This window comes from Salinicola rhizosphaerae, assembly GCF_014652715.1.
GTDB classification, from domain to species: Bacteria; Pseudomonadota; Gammaproteobacteria; order Pseudomonadales; family Halomonadaceae; genus Salinicola; species Salinicola rhizosphaerae.
Window position 1 is genome coordinate 246,890 of the sequence record NZ_BMZI01000002.1, and the last position, 18,311, is coordinate 265,200.

Genomic DNA, 18,311 nt, shown 5'->3' on the forward strand with positions numbered 1-18,311 from the left:
CCAGCCCCGTGCTCGCCGACGTTCAGACGCGAGCGTCGAGCCGTTTGGCGATCGCTGCCATCAATGTGGCACCGATGTCGGTACCGCGCTGATCGTCGATCTCACGTACGCAAGTGGGGCTCGTCACGTTGATTTCGGTGATGTAGTCACCGATCACGTCGAGGCCGACGAACAAAAGGCCTTTTTCGCGGATCATCGGCTGCACCTGCTGGATCAGCCAGTGGTCGCGCTCGGTCAGTTCGCGAGAGACTCCCCGGCCGCCAGCGGCGAGATTGCCGCGCGTCTCACCGGCGCTCGGGATGCGGGCAAGGCCATATTCCACCGGCTCGCCATCGACCAGCAGGATGCGCGTATCGCCGTCCTTGATCTCGGGCAGGTAGCGCTGCGCCATGATCTGACGCTGACCGCGCTGGGTGAGCTGCTCGATCACCGAACCGAGATTGCGACCCTCGGGTCCGATATGGAAGATGCCGCTGCCGCCCATGCCGTCGAGCGGCTTGAAGATGGTATCGCCATGTTCGGCGTGGAAGGCGCGCAGCACCGGGTCGCGGCAGGAGACCACCGTCGGCGGAATGCAGTGCGCGAACTGCTGGGCGAAGAGCTTCTCGTTGCACTCGAGCAGCGCGCGAGTCGGGTTGACCACCAGTGCGCCTTCACGCTCGGCGAATCCGAGCAGATGCACTGCATTGAGGAAGTGCTCGTCGACCGGCGGGTCCTTGCGCATCAGGATGACGTCGAGCTCGCCGAGTGGCACCGCCTCGCGCTCGCCGAGATCGAACCAGTGATTCGGATCGCGATGCACGTCCAGCGCCCGCACGCTGCCCATGGCGCGTCCTTCGTAGAGATAGAGATCCTCCTGCTCGAGGTAGAAAAGTGACCAGCCCAGCGCCTTCGCCGCCCATAGCAACGCCAGGGTAGTGTCCTTCTTGTAGGTAATGTCGGCGATGGGGTCCATCACCACGCCGAGCTTGACGGTGCCGGGATTTAACGTGTTCTGGCTCATTGGTCAGGCCTTCCGAAAGGGAGATTGAATGCGCCGCAGTATGACGCAGCGCGACCGACACCACCAAGGCATCGGCGGTCGCGTGGATGTCGCGATCATGACGATTCGCCGGCGAGCCGCGCCCACAGAAAACGCCACGTCAGCGCGCTCATGCGCGCGCGCTGGGCGTTGTCCGCCGCGCCGCCGTGGCCGCCTTCGGTGTTCTCGTAGTACGTGACATCGCAACCGGCCGCCTGCATCTTCGCCATCATCTTGCGCGCGTGGCCGGGATGAACGCGATCGTCGCGGGTCGAGGTGGTGAACAGCACCGCCGGGTAATCCACACCCTCACGCAGGTTGTGATACGGCGAATTGGCCTCGAGGAAGTTCTCCCAGTCGTCGCTCTCCGGGTCGCCGTACTCCGCCATCCACGAAGCCCCCGCCAGCAGCTCGTGGTAGCGCTGCATATCGAGCAGCGGCACCTCGCACACCGCGGCGGCGAAGTGATGCGGATAACGCGTGATCATGTTGCCGACCAGCAGACCGCCGTTGGAGCCCCCTTGAATGCCGAGGCGCGCGGGCGTGGTGATGCCGGTGGCGACCAGCTCCTCGGCGACGGCGGCGAAATCCTCGAACGCCTTGTGGCGCTCGCCCTTGAGGGCGGCGCGATGCCAGCGCGGGCCGTACTCGCCGCCGCCACGAATGTTGGCGACCACGTAAGCGCCGCCGCGCGCCAGCCAGCTACGTCCGGCACCGGCGATGTAGTGCGGCGTCAGCGAGATTTCGAAGCCGCCGTAACCGTAGAGTAGCGTCGGCAACGGCGCGTCGGGCTTGTCGCCCTCGACGCCCGCCGGCAGTACCAGAAAGTAGGGAATCCGAGTGCCATCGGCGCTGGTGGCAAAGCGCTGCTCGGCACGCATGCCCGCGGCGTCGAAGAAACTCGGCGCGCGCTTGATCGGCTCGGGCGTGGCCTGCGCCCCGTCGGCCAGATCCAGCGTCGACAGTGTGGTCGGCGTCAGATAGTCAGTCGTGGTGAGAAAGACCTCGTCGCTCTCCTCGTCGTCGATGGCGGCGACACCGACCTCACCCACCTCCGGAAGACCGGGCATCGCGCGCGGCGACCAGTCGATACCCTCGCCCGGCGTCAGCAGTTGCAGGCGATGCTTCACGTCCTCGAGAACGTCCAGCACCAGGAAGTGACGCGTCCACTCGAAGCCCTCCAGCGAACGGTGCGCATCTGGCACGAAGAGCGCCGTGAAATCGCGCCCACCGCGCTTGAAAGCGTCGTAATCGATCGCGAGCAGCGTGCCGCTAGCGTAGGTCGCGCCCGTCTCGCCAGGCGTCCAGTCGTCGCGCAGGTGCACCGTGAGCCACTCGCGATGCACCGAAGCCTGAGCCGAGAGCGGCACGTCGATGACGAACTCTCCCGTCGGCGTCAGCTCGATCAGCCGTTGTTCGTAGAACGAGAGCGCATGGTGAACGAAATCGCGCTCGAAGCCGCGCGTGGTATCGCGGAAGGCAACCGCCATCAGCTCCGTCGGCACCGCCTCGAATACCGTCTCGGCCGCAGCCATCGGCTCGCCGCGTCGCCAGCGCTTGACCTGGCGTGGGTAGCCGGAAGTGGTCAAGGAATCGCTGCCGAAGTCGGTGTAGACAAAGACCGTGTCGCGGTCGATCCAGCTCATGCCACCCTTGGCTTCGGCGCGCGCAAAGCCGCCTTCTACGTCGTCGATCCAGCGCTTCTCGATCAGATCGAACTCGCGGGTCACGTCGGCATCCGCACCACCGCGCGACAGCGCGATCAGCGCTCGCTCCCACCGGCCATTGCGTACCTCCGGCTCGAGACAGCGCGCGCCGTGCCAGACCCAGTTCTCGTCCTCGGCAGCGTTGAGCGAGTCGACGTCGATCAGCACTTCCCACTCGGGCTCGGCCTGACGATAGGAAGCCCAGCTCGTGCGCCGCCACAGCCCGCGCGGATGTTCCGCGTCCTGCCAAAAGTTGTAGTAGTGCTCACCGCGCTTGACCGCGAACGGGATGCGATCGTCGGCATCGAGAATCTCGCGAAGCCCCGCTTCCAGCGCGCGAAAATCGCCATCCTCGAGGGACTCCAGCGTGCGCCGGTTCTGCGCCTGTACCCACTCGAGCGCTTCGGTACTTTCGACCGCCTCGAGCCAGCGATAGGGATCACCGCCAACGCCGGCGCGGCCGCCGACGTCATCGGATGAGCAGTAGGAAGACAGCGGGAAACGGCGCATGCGAGCCTCGGTAACAGATGATGGAAAGATCGACCGCCCTCGAGCGTAGCACGCGTCGGCGAGGGTCATACGACACCTAGAAACGGTCGATCGAGGCCATTTCCCAATGCACTCGCCACGGCTCGGGCATTTCGTCGCTCAGCAGCTCGCCCGCCTTCAACCGGGGCAGCTCGAAGTCGGCGTAGCCGCGGGCCGGCGCATAACTGCTGCGATGGCGGATGTGACCGGGCGTCAGCGCGTCGATGCTCGATAGGCCCATGGCCCCGACGATGGCGGAGAAACCATCCAGCGTCGCCTGGTGATAGCGGGCCACTCGCTCGGCTTTCTCCGGTACGTTGATTGCTCGCGAGCGTTTGGGGTCCTGCGTAGCGACGCCGGTCGGACACTTATTGGTGTGGCAGCGCCGCGCCTGTATGCAGCCGACCGCGAACATGAACGGCCGCGCCGCGTTGCACATGTCGGCACCGAGCGCGGTCTTCATCACCATATCGTAACCCAGCGCCACCTTGCCGCTAGCAACGAGCCGGATCTTGTCGCGCAGACCCGCGCCGCGCAGCGCGCTATCGACGAAGGGAATGGCCTCATCGATAAAGACACCGAGGCTATCGGCGAACTCCTGCGGCGCCGCACCGGTACCGCCCTCGGCGCCGTCAATGACGATGAAATCGACCAGCGTGCCAGTCTCGACCATCGCTTTGCAGATGCTAAGAAACTCGCTGCGCACGCCGAGGCAGAGCTTGATACCGACCGGTTTGCCATCGCTAAGTTCACGCAGCCGGGCGACGAAGGCCATCAGCTCCCGCGGCGTTGAAAATTCGGGGTGCGCCGAGGGCGAAGCGCAGTCCTGTCCGGCCTCGATCTGGCGGGTCTCGGCGATCTCCTGATTAACCTTGGCCCCCGGCAGCAGCCCACCGTGTGACGGCTTGGCGCCCTGAGATATCTTGATCTCGACCATCTTGACCTGATCGCGGCGCGCTTTTTCCTGGAAAGTTTCGGCATCGAAGCGCCCGTCTTTACGGCGACAGCCGAAGTAGGCGGTACCCAGCTCCCAGATCAGATCACCGCCATGTTTTTCATGGTAAGGACTGATCGCGCCCTCACCGGTATCGTGCGCGAAGCCCCCCTGCTTAGCGCCGAGATTCATCGCCTCCACCGCCGGCCCGGAGAGCGAGCCGAAACTCATCGCCGAGATATTCAGTCGTGACGAGCGATAAGGCCGCGCACACTGCGGCCCTCCGATGGTGATCCAGCGCTCGGAAGCCGGCACTTCGCCGGGCTGGATCGAGTGATAGGAGAAGTTGTAGCCAGGCGCGTCGACATCGCGGATGGTGCCGAACGGCGAGGTGTCGCCACCACCGTCGGCTCGCGCGTTGATCAGATTACGTTGCTCGCGCGAGAAGGGCCGTCCACTGGTCTCGGACTCGAAGAAGTATTGGCGCAGTTCCGGGCGCACGAACTCAAGCAGGTAGCGCAGATGGCCCAGCACGGGATAGTTGTAGAGCACGTTGGAAGACGAACTTAAATCGCGCCAGCCGACCAGCGCTAGCGGTATCCACAGCACGAGTAGCCAAAGCTCGGCGGGCCAGAAAACGCCGACGACCAGAATGCCCGCCAGCAGCGCGACGGCGACCAGATAGAAAAGTTGGCGATGCATGTTCGATCCATCCATGGTTTGCGAAACATCCACATCAGTGTTGGCCGCGCCAGCGGATTGTTCAAACACCACTTCGCGCCAGCGGAACGGCGTCTCTTACGTGCCGCATGCGGTGAACAGTCGCGATAGAGGGCAATTATCACACCGTTGAACGGGATTGATTGTTGCCTTGCTAATCGTTAACTAGACTTTCGTACATCCATTCACGGCAATGCCTGTCAGCAGAAGGAATCGCTTCATGGCTTCGTTATTCGAACCGTTCGATCTCAACGGCACGCGCCTCGACAACCGCATCATCATGGCACCGATGACCCGCTCTCGGGCCGTCGAGGACATTCCCACCGAGATGGGCGCGCTCTACTACCGCCAGCGCGCCAGTGCCGGACTGATCATCTCCGAGGGCACGCCCGTCTCGCGTCAGGGCCAGGGCTATCTCTACAACCCGGGCATCTTCGGTCCCGACCAGATCGCCGGCTGGGCCAAGGCAACACGCGCCGTTCATGAGCGCAATGGCGTCATCTACGCACAGATCTGGCACGTCGGTCGCGTCTCGCACACTTCCGTGCAGATCGCCGGACAGTCGCCGGTCGGCCCCAGCGACAAGCAAGGCGGCATGGCATTCGGCTACAACGAAGATGGCAAGCCGGACATGATGAAGGCGAGCCAGCCGCGCCGCCTCGAAACGCGTGAAGTGCGCCAGATCGTGCGCGATTTCGCCCAGGCCGCGGTCAACTCTCGCGAAGCCGGCTTCGACGGTGTCGAGGTTCACGGCGCCAACGGCTACCTGTTCGAGCAGTTCCTCAATCCGGGCGTCAACGATCGCGACGACGAGTACGGCGGCTCACGCGAAAACCGCTGCCGCCTGCTGCTGGAAGTGGTCGACGAGGTCAGCCGCATGATCGGTTCGCGCCGCGTCGGCGTGCGTCTATCGCCGTTCGGCACTCTGTTCGATATGCCGGAGTACGACGATAACGGCGAGACCTATCTGCATCTGGCGCGCGAGTTCAACAAGCGTGGGCTGGCGTACGTCCACCTGCACGACCAGGGTGGCCAGGGGATGCCGCCGATGCCGCGCGACTACCTGCGCCAGTTCCGCGATGTCTACGACGGCAACCTGCTGCTTGCCGGTAACCTCGACCAGGCGGAAGCGCAGAAGCTGGTCGACGAGGGCACTATCGACCTGCCGGTGTTTGGTCGTCCGTTCACCTCCAACCCGGATCTGGTCGAGCGTATGCGCAACGGTTGGCCGCTGACCCCGTTCGATCCGAACACCTTCTACGGCGGCGACGCTCGCGGTTACATCGACTTCCCGACCTACCCGGAAGAGCAGGCACGCCTCGAGCGCGAAAAGATGATCGAGGAGAAATCCTGATCGCGCGCTGAAAGCCTGCAATCCCGGAGTCGTCCTGCCGACCGATCCCTGACAGGATGAACTCTCGACAGGACAGCCCCAAACCGAAGCCCCGATCGCTGTGGATCGGGGCTTTTTCATGGCGTTCTATCTTCCTCGGCAGGAGATTACTTCTTGCGTCGCCAAGGCCAATTGGTCTTGGCAAGATCCACCACTTCATCGCCGCGACCGCTCATCACCGCACGCACGGTGTAGAGGCTGAAGCCTTTGGCTTGTTCGGCCTGGATGCGCGGAGGAATCGACAGCTCCTGTTTGGCGGTGCGCACGTCGATCAGCGCCGGGCCGTCGTGAGCGAATGCCAGGCGAAGGGCATCGTCGATAGCATCGGAAGAGTCGACACGAACGCCGAACATGCCCAGCGACTCCGCCACCTTGGCGAAATCCGCCGTCGGCAGGTTGGTGACTTCATCGACGAAGCCCGCCGCTTTCATCTCCATCGCGACGAAGCCGAGCGTCTGGTTGTTGTAGACCACAATCTTCACCGGTAGCCGATGCTCTACCAGCGTAATCAGATCGCCCATCAGCATGTTGATGCCACCGTCACCCGCCAGCGCGACGACCTGCCGCTCGGGAAACGCCGCCTGCCAACCCATCGCCTGCGGAACCGCCGTGGCCATCGAACCGTGCATGAAGGAGCCGGTCAGCCGCCGCTGGCCGTTCATGGCGAGATAACGCGCCGCCCACACCGTCGGCGTGCCGACGTCGCAGGTGAAGACGGTATCGCTGGCCGCCAGCTCGCTGACTCGCGCGGTCAAATACTGGGGATGCAACGGCTGACCGCTTTCCCGCGGGGCAGCGAGATCATCGAGCCCCTGACGCGCCTTGCGATAATCCTTCTGGGCGTCGTCGAGGAAGTCGCGGTCGTGCTTCTCCTCGAGTCTCGGCAGTAGCGCTTCGATAGTGGCACCGATATCGCCGACCAGCCCTTTCAACAGCGGGCTGCGCCGGCCGAGATGCGGACCGCGTGCGTCGATCTGCACGATCTTGCCGTGGTCGGGGAAGAAATCGCGATAGGGAAAATTGGTGCCGAGCATCAGCAGGAAATCGCAATCCTTGAGCGCGTGATAGCCAGAGCTGAAGCCGATCAGGCCCGTCATGCCGACATCATAGGGGTTGTCGTACTCCAGCGATTGCTTGCCGCGCAGGGCGTGAATCACCGGCGCTTTCAGCCGCTCGGCCAGTGCCACCACCTGCTGGTGATAGCCGTCGCAGCCGTAGCCACCGAGGATCGCGATGCGCTGCTCGCCGTTGATCAGCTCGGCCAGTTCTTCGAGTGCTGGCGCCGGCGGCACCGCCACGGCGCGTACGGGCTCCGACCAGCGCGAAGCCTTGACCGGCGCGGGCTGCAGAGCGACATCGCCCGGAATCACGATCACCGCCACGCTACGCTGAGTGACCGCCGTGTTCATGGCGGTTTCCAGCACACGCGGCATCTGCTCCGGCGACGACACCAGTTCGCAGTAGTCGCTACATTCGCGGAACAGATTTTCCGGGTGGGTCTCCTGGAAATAACCCAGGCCGCTCTCGCTAGAGGGAATTTGCGCGGCAATCGCCAGCATCGGCACATTGGCGCGCTGCGCTTCATACAAGCCATTGATCAGATGCAGATTGCCCGGCCCGCAGGAGCCCGCGCAGACGGAAAGCTGCCGGGTCGCGTCGGCCTCGGCGCTGGCGGCCAGCGCCGCGACCTCTTCGTGGCGCACGCCGCGCCAGCGGATCTGCTCCTGGCGACGCAGGCTCTCGGTCAGTCCGTTGAGCGAGTCGCCCGGCAGCCCCCAGATATTGCGTACGCCGGCACGGGCAAGCGTCTCGACCAAGAGATCGGCAACGGTCACTTCAGCCATGAGTGTCTCCCTGACGTTGAATGGGCTCGCCACGCCCGATGGGCGTCCAGCCCGATGACATGAACCTCTAGTCTAGTCGCCGTGAGTGGCTTTGCCGCATCGTTGTCGACAATCGTGCGAAAGGCGAAAGGCGAAAGGCGAAAGGCGAAAGGCGAAAGGCGAAAGGCGAAAGGCGAAAGGCGAAAGATGAGAGGCAGGAAGTCAAGACGATGGCGGCGCGAACGGCCGCCATCGTCGTTCATATCACCAAGACAGTCTCAGCGACGCACGCCCAGCGCTTCGCGCTGCTTCTCGAACAGGGCATTGCACCCGAGTTCGGCGAGATCGAGCATGCCGTTCAGCTCGGCGCGGGAGAACGCTTCGGCTTCCGCCGTGCCCTGCACCTCGATCAGCTTGCCGTCCTCGGTCATCACCACGTTCATGTCGGTGTCTGCGGCGCTGTCTTCCGGGTAGTCCAGATCGAGCACCGGCGTGCCCTTGAAGACACCGACCGAGATCGAACTGACCAGCTGGCGGAACGGGTCGGTCTTGATCATCTTCTTGCGCTGCATGTACTGGATCGCCTCGACGAGCGCGACACAGGCACCGGTGATCGACGCCGTGCGCGTACCGCCATCGGCCTGCAGCACGTCGCAGTCGACCGTGATGGTGAACTCGCCGAGCTTCTTGAGATCGACCGCCGCACGCAGGCTGCGACCGATCAGGCGCTGGATCTCCAGCGTGCGCCCGCCCTGCTTGCCACGGGCCGCCTCACGGCCGCCGCGAGTATGGGTCGCGCGCGGCAGCATGCCGTATTCCGCCGTGACCCAACCCTGATTCTTGCCGCGCAGCCAGCGCGGCACGCCAGCCTCGACGCTGGCGTTACACAGCACCTGGGTATCGCCGAAGGTGACCAGCACCGAACCTTCGGCGTGGCGCGTGAAACCGCGGGTCAGCGTGACCTCGCGGGGCTGATCGGGTTGTCGTCCACTCGGGCGCATGAAAGCCTCTCGAATCGAAGTGCGTGGGAAGTGTGTAGATAGAAAGCGCGGCACAAAGAGCGCCATTCTACCGATCCTGCGTGCGAATTCATCGCCCGACGAACCAGCGACAACGGGGCGGCCAACGCGCCTGACGATGCGTTACACTCGAGCGATTGATCGTCGATTCAAGGAATCCCCATGCCTCACAGCATGACCGCCTTCTCCCGCCAGACCGTCGAGGCCGACTGGGGCAGCCTGCAGCTCGAACTGCGCTCGGTGAATCAGCGCTATCTGGAACCGCATTTTCGCCTCGCCGACAGCCTGCGCGATCTCGAACCCCACTTCCGCGAGGCGCTGCGCTCGCGGCTCGCACGCGGCAAGGTCGAGTGCTTTCTGCGCTTCGACCCCGCCGAAGCCGACGCCGCGCCAGGCATCAACGCCGGCCAGCTCGATGCACTTTCTCAGGTGCTGACGCAGGTGCGTGACCGCCTGCCGGAAGCGCCGATGCCCAACGCGTTGGAACTGCTGGCCCATCCAGGCGTGATGGCGACCCAGCGCATGAACCTGGAAGCGGTCAAGGCCGCAGGCCTCGAACTGTTCGAGGCCGCGCTGGCCGACCTGCAAACCGGCCGCGCCCGCGAAGGCGAACGCCTGGCCGAGCTGATCCGCGAGCGCCTCGCCGGCGTGCGCGAACAGGTCGCCATGGTGCGCGAGCATCTGCCGGCGATTCTCGAGCGCCAACGCACGCAGCTGCTCGAGCGACTGGAGACGGCCAAGGCCGAGCTCGACCCCCAGCGCCTGGAAGCGGAGATGGTGCTGGTCGCGCAGAAAGCCGACGTCGCCGAAGAGCTCGACCGGCTCGAAACCCACGTCACCGAGGTCGAACGCCAGCTCAAGCAGAAAGGCCCCATCGGCCGGCGCCTCGACTTCCTGATGCAGGAGCTGAACCGCGAAGCCAACACCCTCTCCTCCAAGGCCATCGTCGCCGACACCACCCGCTGCGCGGTGGAGTTGAAGGTACTGATCGAGCAGATGAGGGAGCAGATTCAGAATCTGGAGTGAAGGCCGTTTCCTGAGGCCACAGGTCGTGGGTCTGTTCTTCCATCCACTCGGGGCATTCGCCGCATGATCGTCAACCAAAACCCAAGCTGGATCGGGGCGCTGGTCACGCTCAAGGGCTCGATCATCAAGCGCATCGCGCTACGCTGCCTGATGATCACGCTGCTCGCCTGCCTGATCGTTCTGATCGAAAGGCGCTATCCGGCCTGGTTCGCGCCGGTCAGCGCGACGCCGTTTACTCTGCTCGGGCTATCGCTCTCGATCTTCATGAGCTTTCGCAATACCGCCTGTCACGACCGCTGGTGGGAGGGACGCCGCGCCTGGGGCAACGTACTGATCGAAACGCGCTCGTTCATCCGCGCCAGCGTGGCGCTGGAGAACACTGCCACCCGAGCCTCCCTGCTGCGCGAGCTGTGCGGCTTCAGCCATGCGCTCAACGCGCGGCTTCGCGGCGAGGATGAATACGCTGCCGCCCGCGCCTGGCTGCCTGAGACGCGCGCTGCCTATGGCATCAACGTCAGCGATGCGATTCTGCGCCGGGTCGGCAACCAGTGCGCAAAACTTGCCAGCGACTCGGCAATCAACGAATGGCGCTACACGATTCTGGAACAGCGCCTGCACACGCTGGCAACGGCCCAGGGCACCTGCGAGCGGATCAAGCAGACACCACTCCCCTTTCCTTACACGCTGCTACTGCACCGCACCATCTTTCTTTTCTGCATCCTGCTGCCATTTGCGATGGCGCAGCCGCTCGGCTGGATCACGCCGGTTTTTACCGCCATCGTCAGCTACACCTTCTTCGGCCTGGATGCCATCGCGGAAGAACTGGAAGACCCGTTCGGCTACGACGAGAACGACCTGCCCACAAGCGCCATAGCGCGTACCATCGAGCGAGAGATTCTCGACGCGCTGGGCGAGACCGAATTACCGCCGGCACCGCAGAGCCGTAGCCGAGTACTGACCTGAGCCGCCCTTTCAGCGCCCCAGCGGCTTGAGCCTCGGTGCGATCATGTTCTCCGGGCGCAGGATATCGGCGAGCGAGGCTTCATCCAGCAGGTTCTCTTCCAGCACCAGTTCCAGCACGCTACGCCCGGTGGCGAGCGCCTCGCGCGCGATGCGCGTGGCGTTGTCGTAGCCGATATGCGGGTTCAGCGCCGTGACCAGCCCGATCGACTTCTCGACCATCTCGCGGCAGTGCGCCTCGTTGGCGGTAATCCCGACAATGCAGTGCTCGCGCAGCATGTTCATGGCGCGGGTCAGCAGCCGAATGGAGTCGAACAGCTTGTAGGCGATCAGCGGCTCCATCACGTTCAACTGCAACTGCCCGCCCTCGGCGGCCATGGTCAGCGCCAGATCGTTGCCGATCACCTCGAACGCGACCTGATTGACCGCCTCCGGAATCACCGGATTGACCTTGCCCGGCATGATCGAGCTGCCCGGCTGACGCGCCGGCAGGTTGATCTCGTTGAGCCCGGCGCGCGGCCCGCTGGAGAGCAGGCGCAGGTCGTTGCAGATCTTGGAGAGCTTTACCGCCAGGCGCTTCAGCATGCCCGAGAAGAGCACGAAGGCGCCCATGTCCGAGGTCGCCTCGATCAGATCCTTCGCCGGCACCAGCGGCTGGCCGCTGATCGTGCTGAGCCGCTCCACCGCCAGATGCTGATAGCGCGGGTCGGAGTTGATGCCGGTACCGATGGCCGTACCGCCGAGATTCACCTCGCACAGCAGGCGCGGAATCTGCGACTCCAGATGGCCGAGATCCTCACCCAGCGTGGTGGCGAAAGCGTGGAACTCCTGGCCGAGGGTCATCGGCACCGCGTCCTGCAGCTGGGTACGGCCCATCTTCAACACGCCGGAGAACGCCTCGCCCTTGTCCGCCAGCGCATCGCGTAAGCGCGCAAGGCTCATCAACAAATCATCGTGGCCCAGCAGCAGACCGAGGCGGATCGCCGTCGGGTAGGCGTCGTTGGTCGACTGCGCCATGTTGACGTGGTTGTTGGGGTGCAGGTGCGCGTAGTCACCCTTGGCGTGGCCGAGATGCTCGAGCGCCAGGTTGGCGATCACCTCGTTGGCGTTCATGTTGGTCGAGGTGCCGGCGCCGCCCTGGATCATGTCGACCACGAACTGGTCGAGATGCTCGCCGCCCACCAGCTGCTGGCAGGCGTGACGAATCGCCCCGAGCCGCGTCTCGTCGAGATAGCCGAGCTGGTGGTTGGCCTCCGCCGCCGCCTGCTTGACCATCGCCAGCGCCATCACCAGCTTGGGATAGTGCGACAGCGGCACGCCGCTCAGATGGAAGTTATCCAGCGCCCGCTGCGTCTGGATGCCGTAATAGGCAGTGAGGGGAACGGGCAGCACGCCCAGCAGGTCTTTTTCTTCACGGGTGAGGATCGCATCGGCGTCAAAGCCGTGGTCCGGTGTTGCCATCATGGTTGCAGTCGTCTTCGCAGCGGGGGGAGAAAGGCCGCGCCGCCCAGGGCGACGCGGTTCGGTGATTCAGTGACGCTACGTTAACGCCGCCGCGAACGGCTGCCCAATGCCGTTGTGTGGTGGTGCATGCCGGGGTGGTATGGGATCGTCTTCGCTGGATAGCACGGCGGTCGGAAAGCTCAGGACTGGCAGAGCGATGTCGAATCTTGATGTCAGTTCAACGGAAAGCGCATAGACTAGGCCCATTAAACTAAGTCCAGGAAACCACCATGGAATCCGTCAACATCCACGAAGCCAAGACCCGGCTCTCTCAGCTTCTTGCCAAAGCCGCGCAGGGAGAAGGTTTTGTCATTGCCAAGGCCGGCAAGCCCATTGCCAAGGTCACGGCTATCGATAGCCCGGACGCCGGTCAGCAGAAACGGCTTGGCTTCATGAAGGGCCAGTTCAAGGTTCCCGAGGACTTCGACCGCATGGGCGAGCAAGAGATCGCTGACATGTTCGGGGCTTGACGTGAATCTTTTACTCGATACTCACGTCTTGCTGTGGGCCGCCGCAGAGCCAGAACGACTGTCCGACGAAGCCGTCGCGCTGATCGAAGATACCGGGAACACTCTCCATTTCAGCGCGGCAAGTCTGTGGGAGATCGTGATCAAGAACGGGCTCCAGCGTCCCGACTTCCAGTTGGACCCGCACCTCTTCCGCCGCAGTTTGATCGACAACGGATACCTTGAGCTACCCATCGCCGCGTCACACACGCTGGCTGTCAGCCACTTGCCGGATATTCACAAAGATCCGTTCGATCGCATCCTGGTCGCCCAGGCCGAGTCTGAAGGCTTTCTGCTGCTGACGGCGGATGAGCTGGTGGCGCGTTACCCGGGGCCGATTCGGCGGGTCTAGAATGACTAGGCACTCATTGCAAATCAATCGAATCATCCTTGAGTGATTACCATGCCCCAATCGCATTGGAGCGTTCTCGAAGTCGAAGCCATCGTTGCAACGTATCGGCAGATGCTCGTCGCCGAACTAAGTGGACAGCGCTACAACAAGAGTCAGCTCAATCAAGCGTTGATGGAACGTCTCCAAGACCGCTCTAGGTCCTCCATCGAATATAAACACCGCAACATCAGCGCCGTACTACGCGATGCCGACTGCCCCTATGTGGACGGCTACAAACCCTTGGGCAACTACCAAGGAATGCTCGTCGAAGCCGTAGAGCGGGTCTTGTTGGGTAGCGAAATATTCGATCGCGCGGCCCGCTCCGCCGCCGAGCGGCCAGCGGTCGATTCAGCCGAGCCAGCCCATGATGGTGTCATTGTGATGCCACCAGAGGCATCGCAGTCCCATCACGAGATCAACGAAAGGCCCGCCGCCTACGAACGACGCCCAATCAAGCGTGACTATCTCGCCCGTGAAGCGCATAACCGCGAACTCGGCCTTTCTGGTGAGCGCTTTGTCGTTAGCTTCGAGCAGCGCCGCTTGCGTCAAGCAGGCGAATCTCGACTCGCGGATCGGGTAGAGCACATTGCTGAAACACAGGGCGACGGCGCCGGATTCGACGTACTCTCTTTCGAGCCGAATGGACGTGAGCGCTGGATTGAGGTCAAAACGACAGCCTTTGCTAAAGAGAGCGCATTTTTCATCACACCCAACGAACTCGCTTGCTCACGCGACAACGCCGAGCGCTATCATCTTTTCCGCCTATTCACGTTTCGCCATAAACCGAGAATGTTCTGCTTGCAGGGGGATATGAGCGATTATTTGTGCCTTGAGCCCAATAGCTATCGGGCAGGTATTCGTTAGTGGTCAGTAAAATCACTGCCAGGGCATAGGGAATTCTCAAGACAGTTCCAGTTAGCTTGTGTCGAGACTATCACCCCACCCGCGCCCCACCCGGCGAGTCATGTTCACGATACGCAAAAAAATCGACATGACCCGATAGTCATGTCGACACCATCGACACCAGCCACTAGTGCGACCTGATCACTGTTATTTCATTTTCGGCGATAACTTAAAATAGCTATCGGCCTTATTTTAACTTCGCGATTCGTGGAGAGGTTCATGCCCCACCTTCTCCACTCTGCCCACGAACGCGAGCGCGCGCGGCCAGTGCGAGACGAGCAGCGTGGTCTTGCCTTGCATCAATTTGCCGAGGGCTTCCAGCACGCGGGCTTCGCTGTCGGCATCGAGGCCTTCGGTGGGTTCATCGAGCAGGAGGATACGGGCGTCGCGGAGAAACGCGCGGGCGATGGCGACGCGTCTTGCCTGGCCGCCGGAGAGGCGGGTGCCGACTTCGCCGACGAGCGTGTCGAGTCCGTCGGGGAAGTTACTGATCTCGTCTTCGAGGCCGGCGAGTTTGAGTGCGTGATGGAGTTCATCGTCGCTGGCATCGGGTTTGGCGAGCAGGAGGTTGTCGCGGATCGAGGCGTTGAACAGATGCGTGCGCTGGGCGACGACGGAGATCGTCTGGCGCAGCGTGGCCTCACTGATCTCGCGCAGGTCGACGCCGCCGATGGTGATCTCGCCTGACTGGAATTCGCGGAAGCGCTGAACGAGCGCGAGCAGCGTGCTCTTGCCGGCGCCGCTCTCGCCGACGAGGCCGACGGATTCGCCCTCGGCAAGCGACAGCGAGAAGTCTTGAAGCGCCCAGTCGCTCTCGGGCCGGTAGCGCATGCTGACATCCGTCAGCGTCAGATCGAAACATGCCGGCACTTTGGCGATGGCGGCATCGGGGGCGCGCACGGCAGGTGTGGCATCGGCGATCTCGAAGATGCGGCGGGCGGCAGCGGCGGTTTCACCAAAGGCAGCGAACGCCATCGGCAGCGGCGCGACGGCTTCGAAGCTCGCCAGCACCCAGAGCGCGAGCATGGCGAGCTGCGGGCCGGGCATGTCTCCGGCGGCCACCAGCGGGATCACCAGCACCAGCGCGCCCCACATGGCGAGGTTGCCGACAAGCCCGGAGAGCGCGCGGCCGATGGCGCCGACCCACATCTGGCGGCGCTGGGCGGCGATCAGGCGCTCGCCGAGTTCGAGCACGCGCGCACGCTGACGCTCGAAGGCGCCGAGCACGAAGAGTTCGCCAAGCCCGCGCGTGGTGTCGGTGGCGGCGGAGTCCAAAGCGCTTCGAATCTCTGTCAGCCCGCGCCCGGCGCTGGCGGCGAACTTCTGCACCATTAGCGGAATGACGAGCACGGCGAGCAGGAGCGCGACGAGGTCCAGCGCGGCGACGCGGCCGTCATAGAGCGCAAGGCCTGCGACGATGACGATCGAGCAGATCAGCGCGTTGATCACCGGCGCCAGAATGCGCAGGTAGAAGTTGTCGAGGCTGTCGATATCCGAGCGGATGCGGGCGAGCAGGTCACCGCCGCGCCAGGAATCCATCGCCGCGGGCCCGAGCGGTTCGAGACGCTCGTAGAACCAGACCCGCAGTTCGGCGAGAAAGCGCAGCGTCGCTTCGTGGGTGACGAGGCGTTCGCCATAGCGCGCGCCGGTGCGCAGGATTGCCAGTCCGCGAATCAGCGCCGCCGGCGCGAAATAGGAGATCGACTGCGGCCCCAACCCGGCCAGGGCCATGCCGGCAATGAACCAGCCGGAGAGCGCGAGCAGCGCGACATTGGCGAGAATCACCACGCAGCCGAGTGCGATACCGCCGACGACCCAGATGCGATAGGGGCGAAACAGCCGCATCAGGCGCCGCATGTCGTTCATGCCGGTCTTCATAGAACACCTCGCTCGGCGAGTTCGACGAAGCGCGCGAAGGCGCCACTGGCGGCTTCGAGTTCGGCGGGCGTGCCGTGCTCGACGATGCGCCCGCGATCGAGAAAGAGGATGCGATCTGCCCGGCGTGCCGCGCTGATATCGTGCGTGATCAGCAGCGTGGCAGTGTCAACGCGGGCGCGATCCAGCCCGGCGAGCACGCGCGCGGCGGTACCGGCATCCAGCGAGGCGGTGGGCTCGTCGAGCACCAGCACGTCCGGGCGCCCCAGCAGCGCGCGAGCGAGCGCGAGACGCTGAATCTGACCGCCGGAAAGTCCGCTGCCACCGTCGCCGAGCCAGGTCTCGAGACCGTCTGGCAGCTTATGCACGATATCGAGCGCGTCGGCGGCACGGAGCGCGGCCTCGATGTCGTCCCGCGTCGACTCGGGTGCGCCAAGCGTCAGGTTTTCACCGATCGTGCCGGCAAAGAGCGTCGGGCGCTGCGGCATCCAGCCCAGGCGTTGGCGCCAGGCATCCGGGGCGAGCATTGGAAGGGGGATCTCGTCGATACGAATCACGCCGTCGCTGACCGGCAAGAACCCGAGCAGCAGCTTGCCGAGCGTGGTCTTGCCCGCCCCGCTGGGGCCGACCAGCGCCACGCACTCGCCGCGCGCGAGCGTGAAATCGATCGCCTCGACACCGTCGCCGTGGCTTTCCTCACCTCCAGCCGTTGGACCATGGTGGAAGCTGACCTGCTCGAAGCGAACGCGCGCGATGGGGCGATCCGGCAGCGCCTGGGCTTTTTTTAGCTCGCCGCTACCCTCGTTCGGCTCGCCACTGCCCTCGTTCGGCTCGCCACTGCCCTCGCGCTGTTCGTTGTCTGGCTCGCCACTGTCCTCGCTCAGAATAGGCATCAGTTCGCCGACGGCGCCGATCGCTTCCATCCGGGCGTGGTAATTGGCACCCATGTCGCGCAGCGGGCGGTAGAACTCCGGCGCGAGCAGCAGCGCGAACAGGCCCGGCAGGAAGTCGAGCTGGCCATAATAAAGCCGAAAGCCGATATAGACCGCGACCATGGCGACACCGAGCGTGGCGAAGAACTCGAGCACCAGCGAGGAGAGAAACGCGACCCGCAGCACCTTCATCGTCGCGCTGCGGTAATCCTCGGAGATACGTGCGACCGCCTCCGCCTCGCGCCGGCTGGCGCCGAACTGCTTGAGTGTGGTCAGTCCTTCGATGGCATCGAAGAAGTGCGCGCCCATCAGCGCCAGCCGCCGCCACTGCTTCTGGCTCAGCGCTTCGGCGCCGCGACCGACGATGATCATGAACAGCGGCAGAATCGGCGCGGTGATCAACAGAATCAGCCCGGAAACCCAGTCCTGCGGGAAGATCGCGACCAGAATCGCCACCGGGATCATCGCGGCGAGCTGCTTCTGTGGCAGGTAGGCGCTGACATAGTCGTGCACGCCCTCTACCGCCGAGCCCAGCGCGTTGGCGATCTCGCCGCTGCGCTGGCCTTCCATCCAGCGCGGACCGCGCGCGGCGAAACGCGCCATCACCTGTTCGCGCAGCGTGCGCTTGATGCGGCTGGCCGCCTCGAACGCGAGCCGATCGGTGATCGTCGACATCAGCGCCCGGGCGAGGAAGATGCCGAGCAGCGGCCACAGCCATTGCCACACGCCATCGAGCTCGGCGCCCTCGATGATCGCGGCGTCGATCACCCGCGCGACCAGCCAGCACTGAATGATCAGCAGCACGCCGCCGATCAATCCCGAGGTCGCCGTCAGCGAGAGCGCGCCGCGCACGGCGCGAGACTTCTGCTTGAGCCAGGCTTCGTGGCGCTTGGCGCTGCCATCGTGTGTCGGAGTGCTGCTGAGTGCCATGAGGATTCCAGAGCGTAGAGAAGGCCGGGGCGTGAGGACTGAACCGTGAAAGCCGGGCCGTGAAGACGAAACCCAAGAAGCCTCGTTTACGTCACGTAAACGAGGCTTCCGGCAGTGATGTCGCTACCCGTAGACGGCAGC

14 protein-coding genes are annotated in these 18,311 nt (G+C 64.0%); 6 read left to right on the top strand and 8 right to left on the bottom strand.

The genetic code is table 11. The features are described from left to right. Positions 1-22: 22 nt before the first annotated feature. The 3 genes from gshB to IE125_RS04620 form a co-directional block, all read right to left on the bottom strand. Positions 23-1,003 (bottom strand): glutathione synthase, encoded by a 981-nt coding sequence (gene gshB, locus IE125_RS04610; protein WP_189443466.1) that lies wholly within the window; start codon positions 1,001-1,003, stop codon positions 23-25. A 95-nt stretch (positions 1,004-1,098) separates the two neighbouring features. Further along, entirely contained in the window at positions 1,099-3,237 is a 2,139-nt protein-coding gene (locus tag IE125_RS04615; RefSeq protein ID WP_189443467.1) for a prolyl oligopeptidase family serine peptidase, read from the bottom strand. A 76-nt stretch (positions 3,238-3,313) separates the two neighbouring features. Further along, positions 3,314-4,891, bottom strand: a complete 1,578-nt coding sequence (locus IE125_RS04620; RefSeq protein WP_189443468.1) for an FMN-binding glutamate synthase family protein — start codon at positions 4,889-4,891, stop codon at positions 3,314-3,316. Positions 4,892-5,129: 238 nt separating this feature from the next. Here IE125_RS04620 and IE125_RS04625 point away from each other — a divergent pair, with 238 nt between their 5' ends. Then, complete coding sequence (locus IE125_RS04625; RefSeq protein ID WP_189443469.1) at positions 5,130-6,263, top strand: alkene reductase; 1,134 nt, start codon at positions 5,130-5,132, stop codon at positions 6,261-6,263. Between the two features lie 146 nt (positions 6,264-6,409). Here the strand turns inward: IE125_RS04625 and poxB are convergent, their stop codons facing one another. Both poxB and rph read right to left on the bottom strand, forming a co-directional pair. Beyond that, positions 6,410-8,146 (bottom strand): ubiquinone-dependent pyruvate dehydrogenase, encoded by a 1,737-nt coding sequence (gene poxB, locus IE125_RS04630; protein ID WP_189443470.1) that lies wholly within the window; start codon positions 8,144-8,146, stop codon positions 6,410-6,412. Between the two features lie 257 nt (positions 8,147-8,403). Continuing rightward, the gene (gene rph, locus IE125_RS04635) at positions 8,404-9,126 is read right to left on the bottom strand and encodes a ribonuclease PH (protein WP_189443471.1); all 723 of its coding nucleotides are present in this window, start codon (positions 9,124-9,126) and stop codon (positions 8,404-8,406) included. 180 nt (positions 9,127-9,306) lie between these two features. Here rph and IE125_RS04640 point away from each other — a divergent pair, with 180 nt between their 5' ends. Then, positions 9,307-10,170: a YicC/YloC family endoribonuclease gene (locus tag IE125_RS04640; protein ID WP_189443472.1), complete on the top strand. Its 864-nt coding sequence runs from the start codon at positions 9,307-9,309 to the stop codon at positions 10,168-10,170. Between the two features lie 63 nt (positions 10,171-10,233). Further along, complete coding sequence (locus tag IE125_RS04645; protein WP_189443473.1) at positions 10,234-11,133, top strand: bestrophin family protein; 900 nt, start codon at positions 10,234-10,236, stop codon at positions 11,131-11,133. Positions 11,134-11,142: 9 nt separating this feature from the next. On the opposite strand, the gene IE125_RS04650 is transcribed toward IE125_RS04645, so the two are convergent. Further along, positions 11,143-12,594 carry an aspartate ammonia-lyase gene (locus IE125_RS04650; RefSeq protein WP_229808921.1) on the bottom strand — a complete coding sequence of 484 codons (1,452 nt, stop codon included), beginning with the start codon at positions 12,592-12,594 and terminating at the stop codon, positions 11,143-11,145. A 269-nt stretch (positions 12,595-12,863) separates the two neighbouring features. Here IE125_RS04650 and IE125_RS04655 point away from each other — a divergent pair, with 269 nt between their 5' ends. Genes IE125_RS04655 through IE125_RS04665 form a run of 3 tightly spaced genes read left to right on the top strand, consistent with a single transcriptional unit; the run spans position 12,864 to position 14,394 of the window. Further along, entirely contained in the window at positions 12,864-13,103 is a 240-nt protein-coding gene (locus IE125_RS04655; protein WP_189443474.1) for a type II toxin-antitoxin system Phd/YefM family antitoxin, read from the top strand. Between the two features lies 1 nt (position 13,104). After that, entirely contained in the window at positions 13,105-13,491 is a 387-nt protein-coding gene (locus tag IE125_RS04660; RefSeq protein WP_189443475.1) for a type II toxin-antitoxin system VapC family toxin, read from the top strand. A 51-nt stretch (positions 13,492-13,542) separates the two neighbouring features. Then, the gene (locus IE125_RS04665) at positions 13,543-14,394 is read left to right on the top strand and encodes a protein NO VEIN domain-containing protein (RefSeq protein ID WP_189443476.1); all 852 of its coding nucleotides are present in this window, start codon (positions 13,543-13,545) and stop codon (positions 14,392-14,394) included. Positions 14,395-14,625: 231 nt separating this feature from the next. On the opposite strand, the gene cydC is transcribed toward IE125_RS04665, so the two are convergent. Both cydC and cydD read right to left on the bottom strand, forming a co-directional pair. Beyond that, positions 14,626-16,311 (bottom strand): thiol reductant ABC exporter subunit CydC, encoded by a 1,686-nt coding sequence (gene cydC / locus IE125_RS04670; protein ID WP_229808922.1) that lies wholly within the window; start codon positions 16,309-16,311, stop codon positions 14,626-14,628. After that, positions 16,308-18,170 carry a thiol reductant ABC exporter subunit CydD gene (cydD, locus tag IE125_RS04675; RefSeq protein ID WP_189443477.1) on the bottom strand — a complete coding sequence of 621 codons (1,863 nt, stop codon included), beginning with the start codon at positions 18,168-18,170 and terminating at the stop codon, positions 16,308-16,310. The genes cydC and cydD overlap by 4 nt, the downstream gene beginning before the upstream one ends. Between the last annotated feature and the right edge of the window lie 141 nt (positions 18,171-18,311).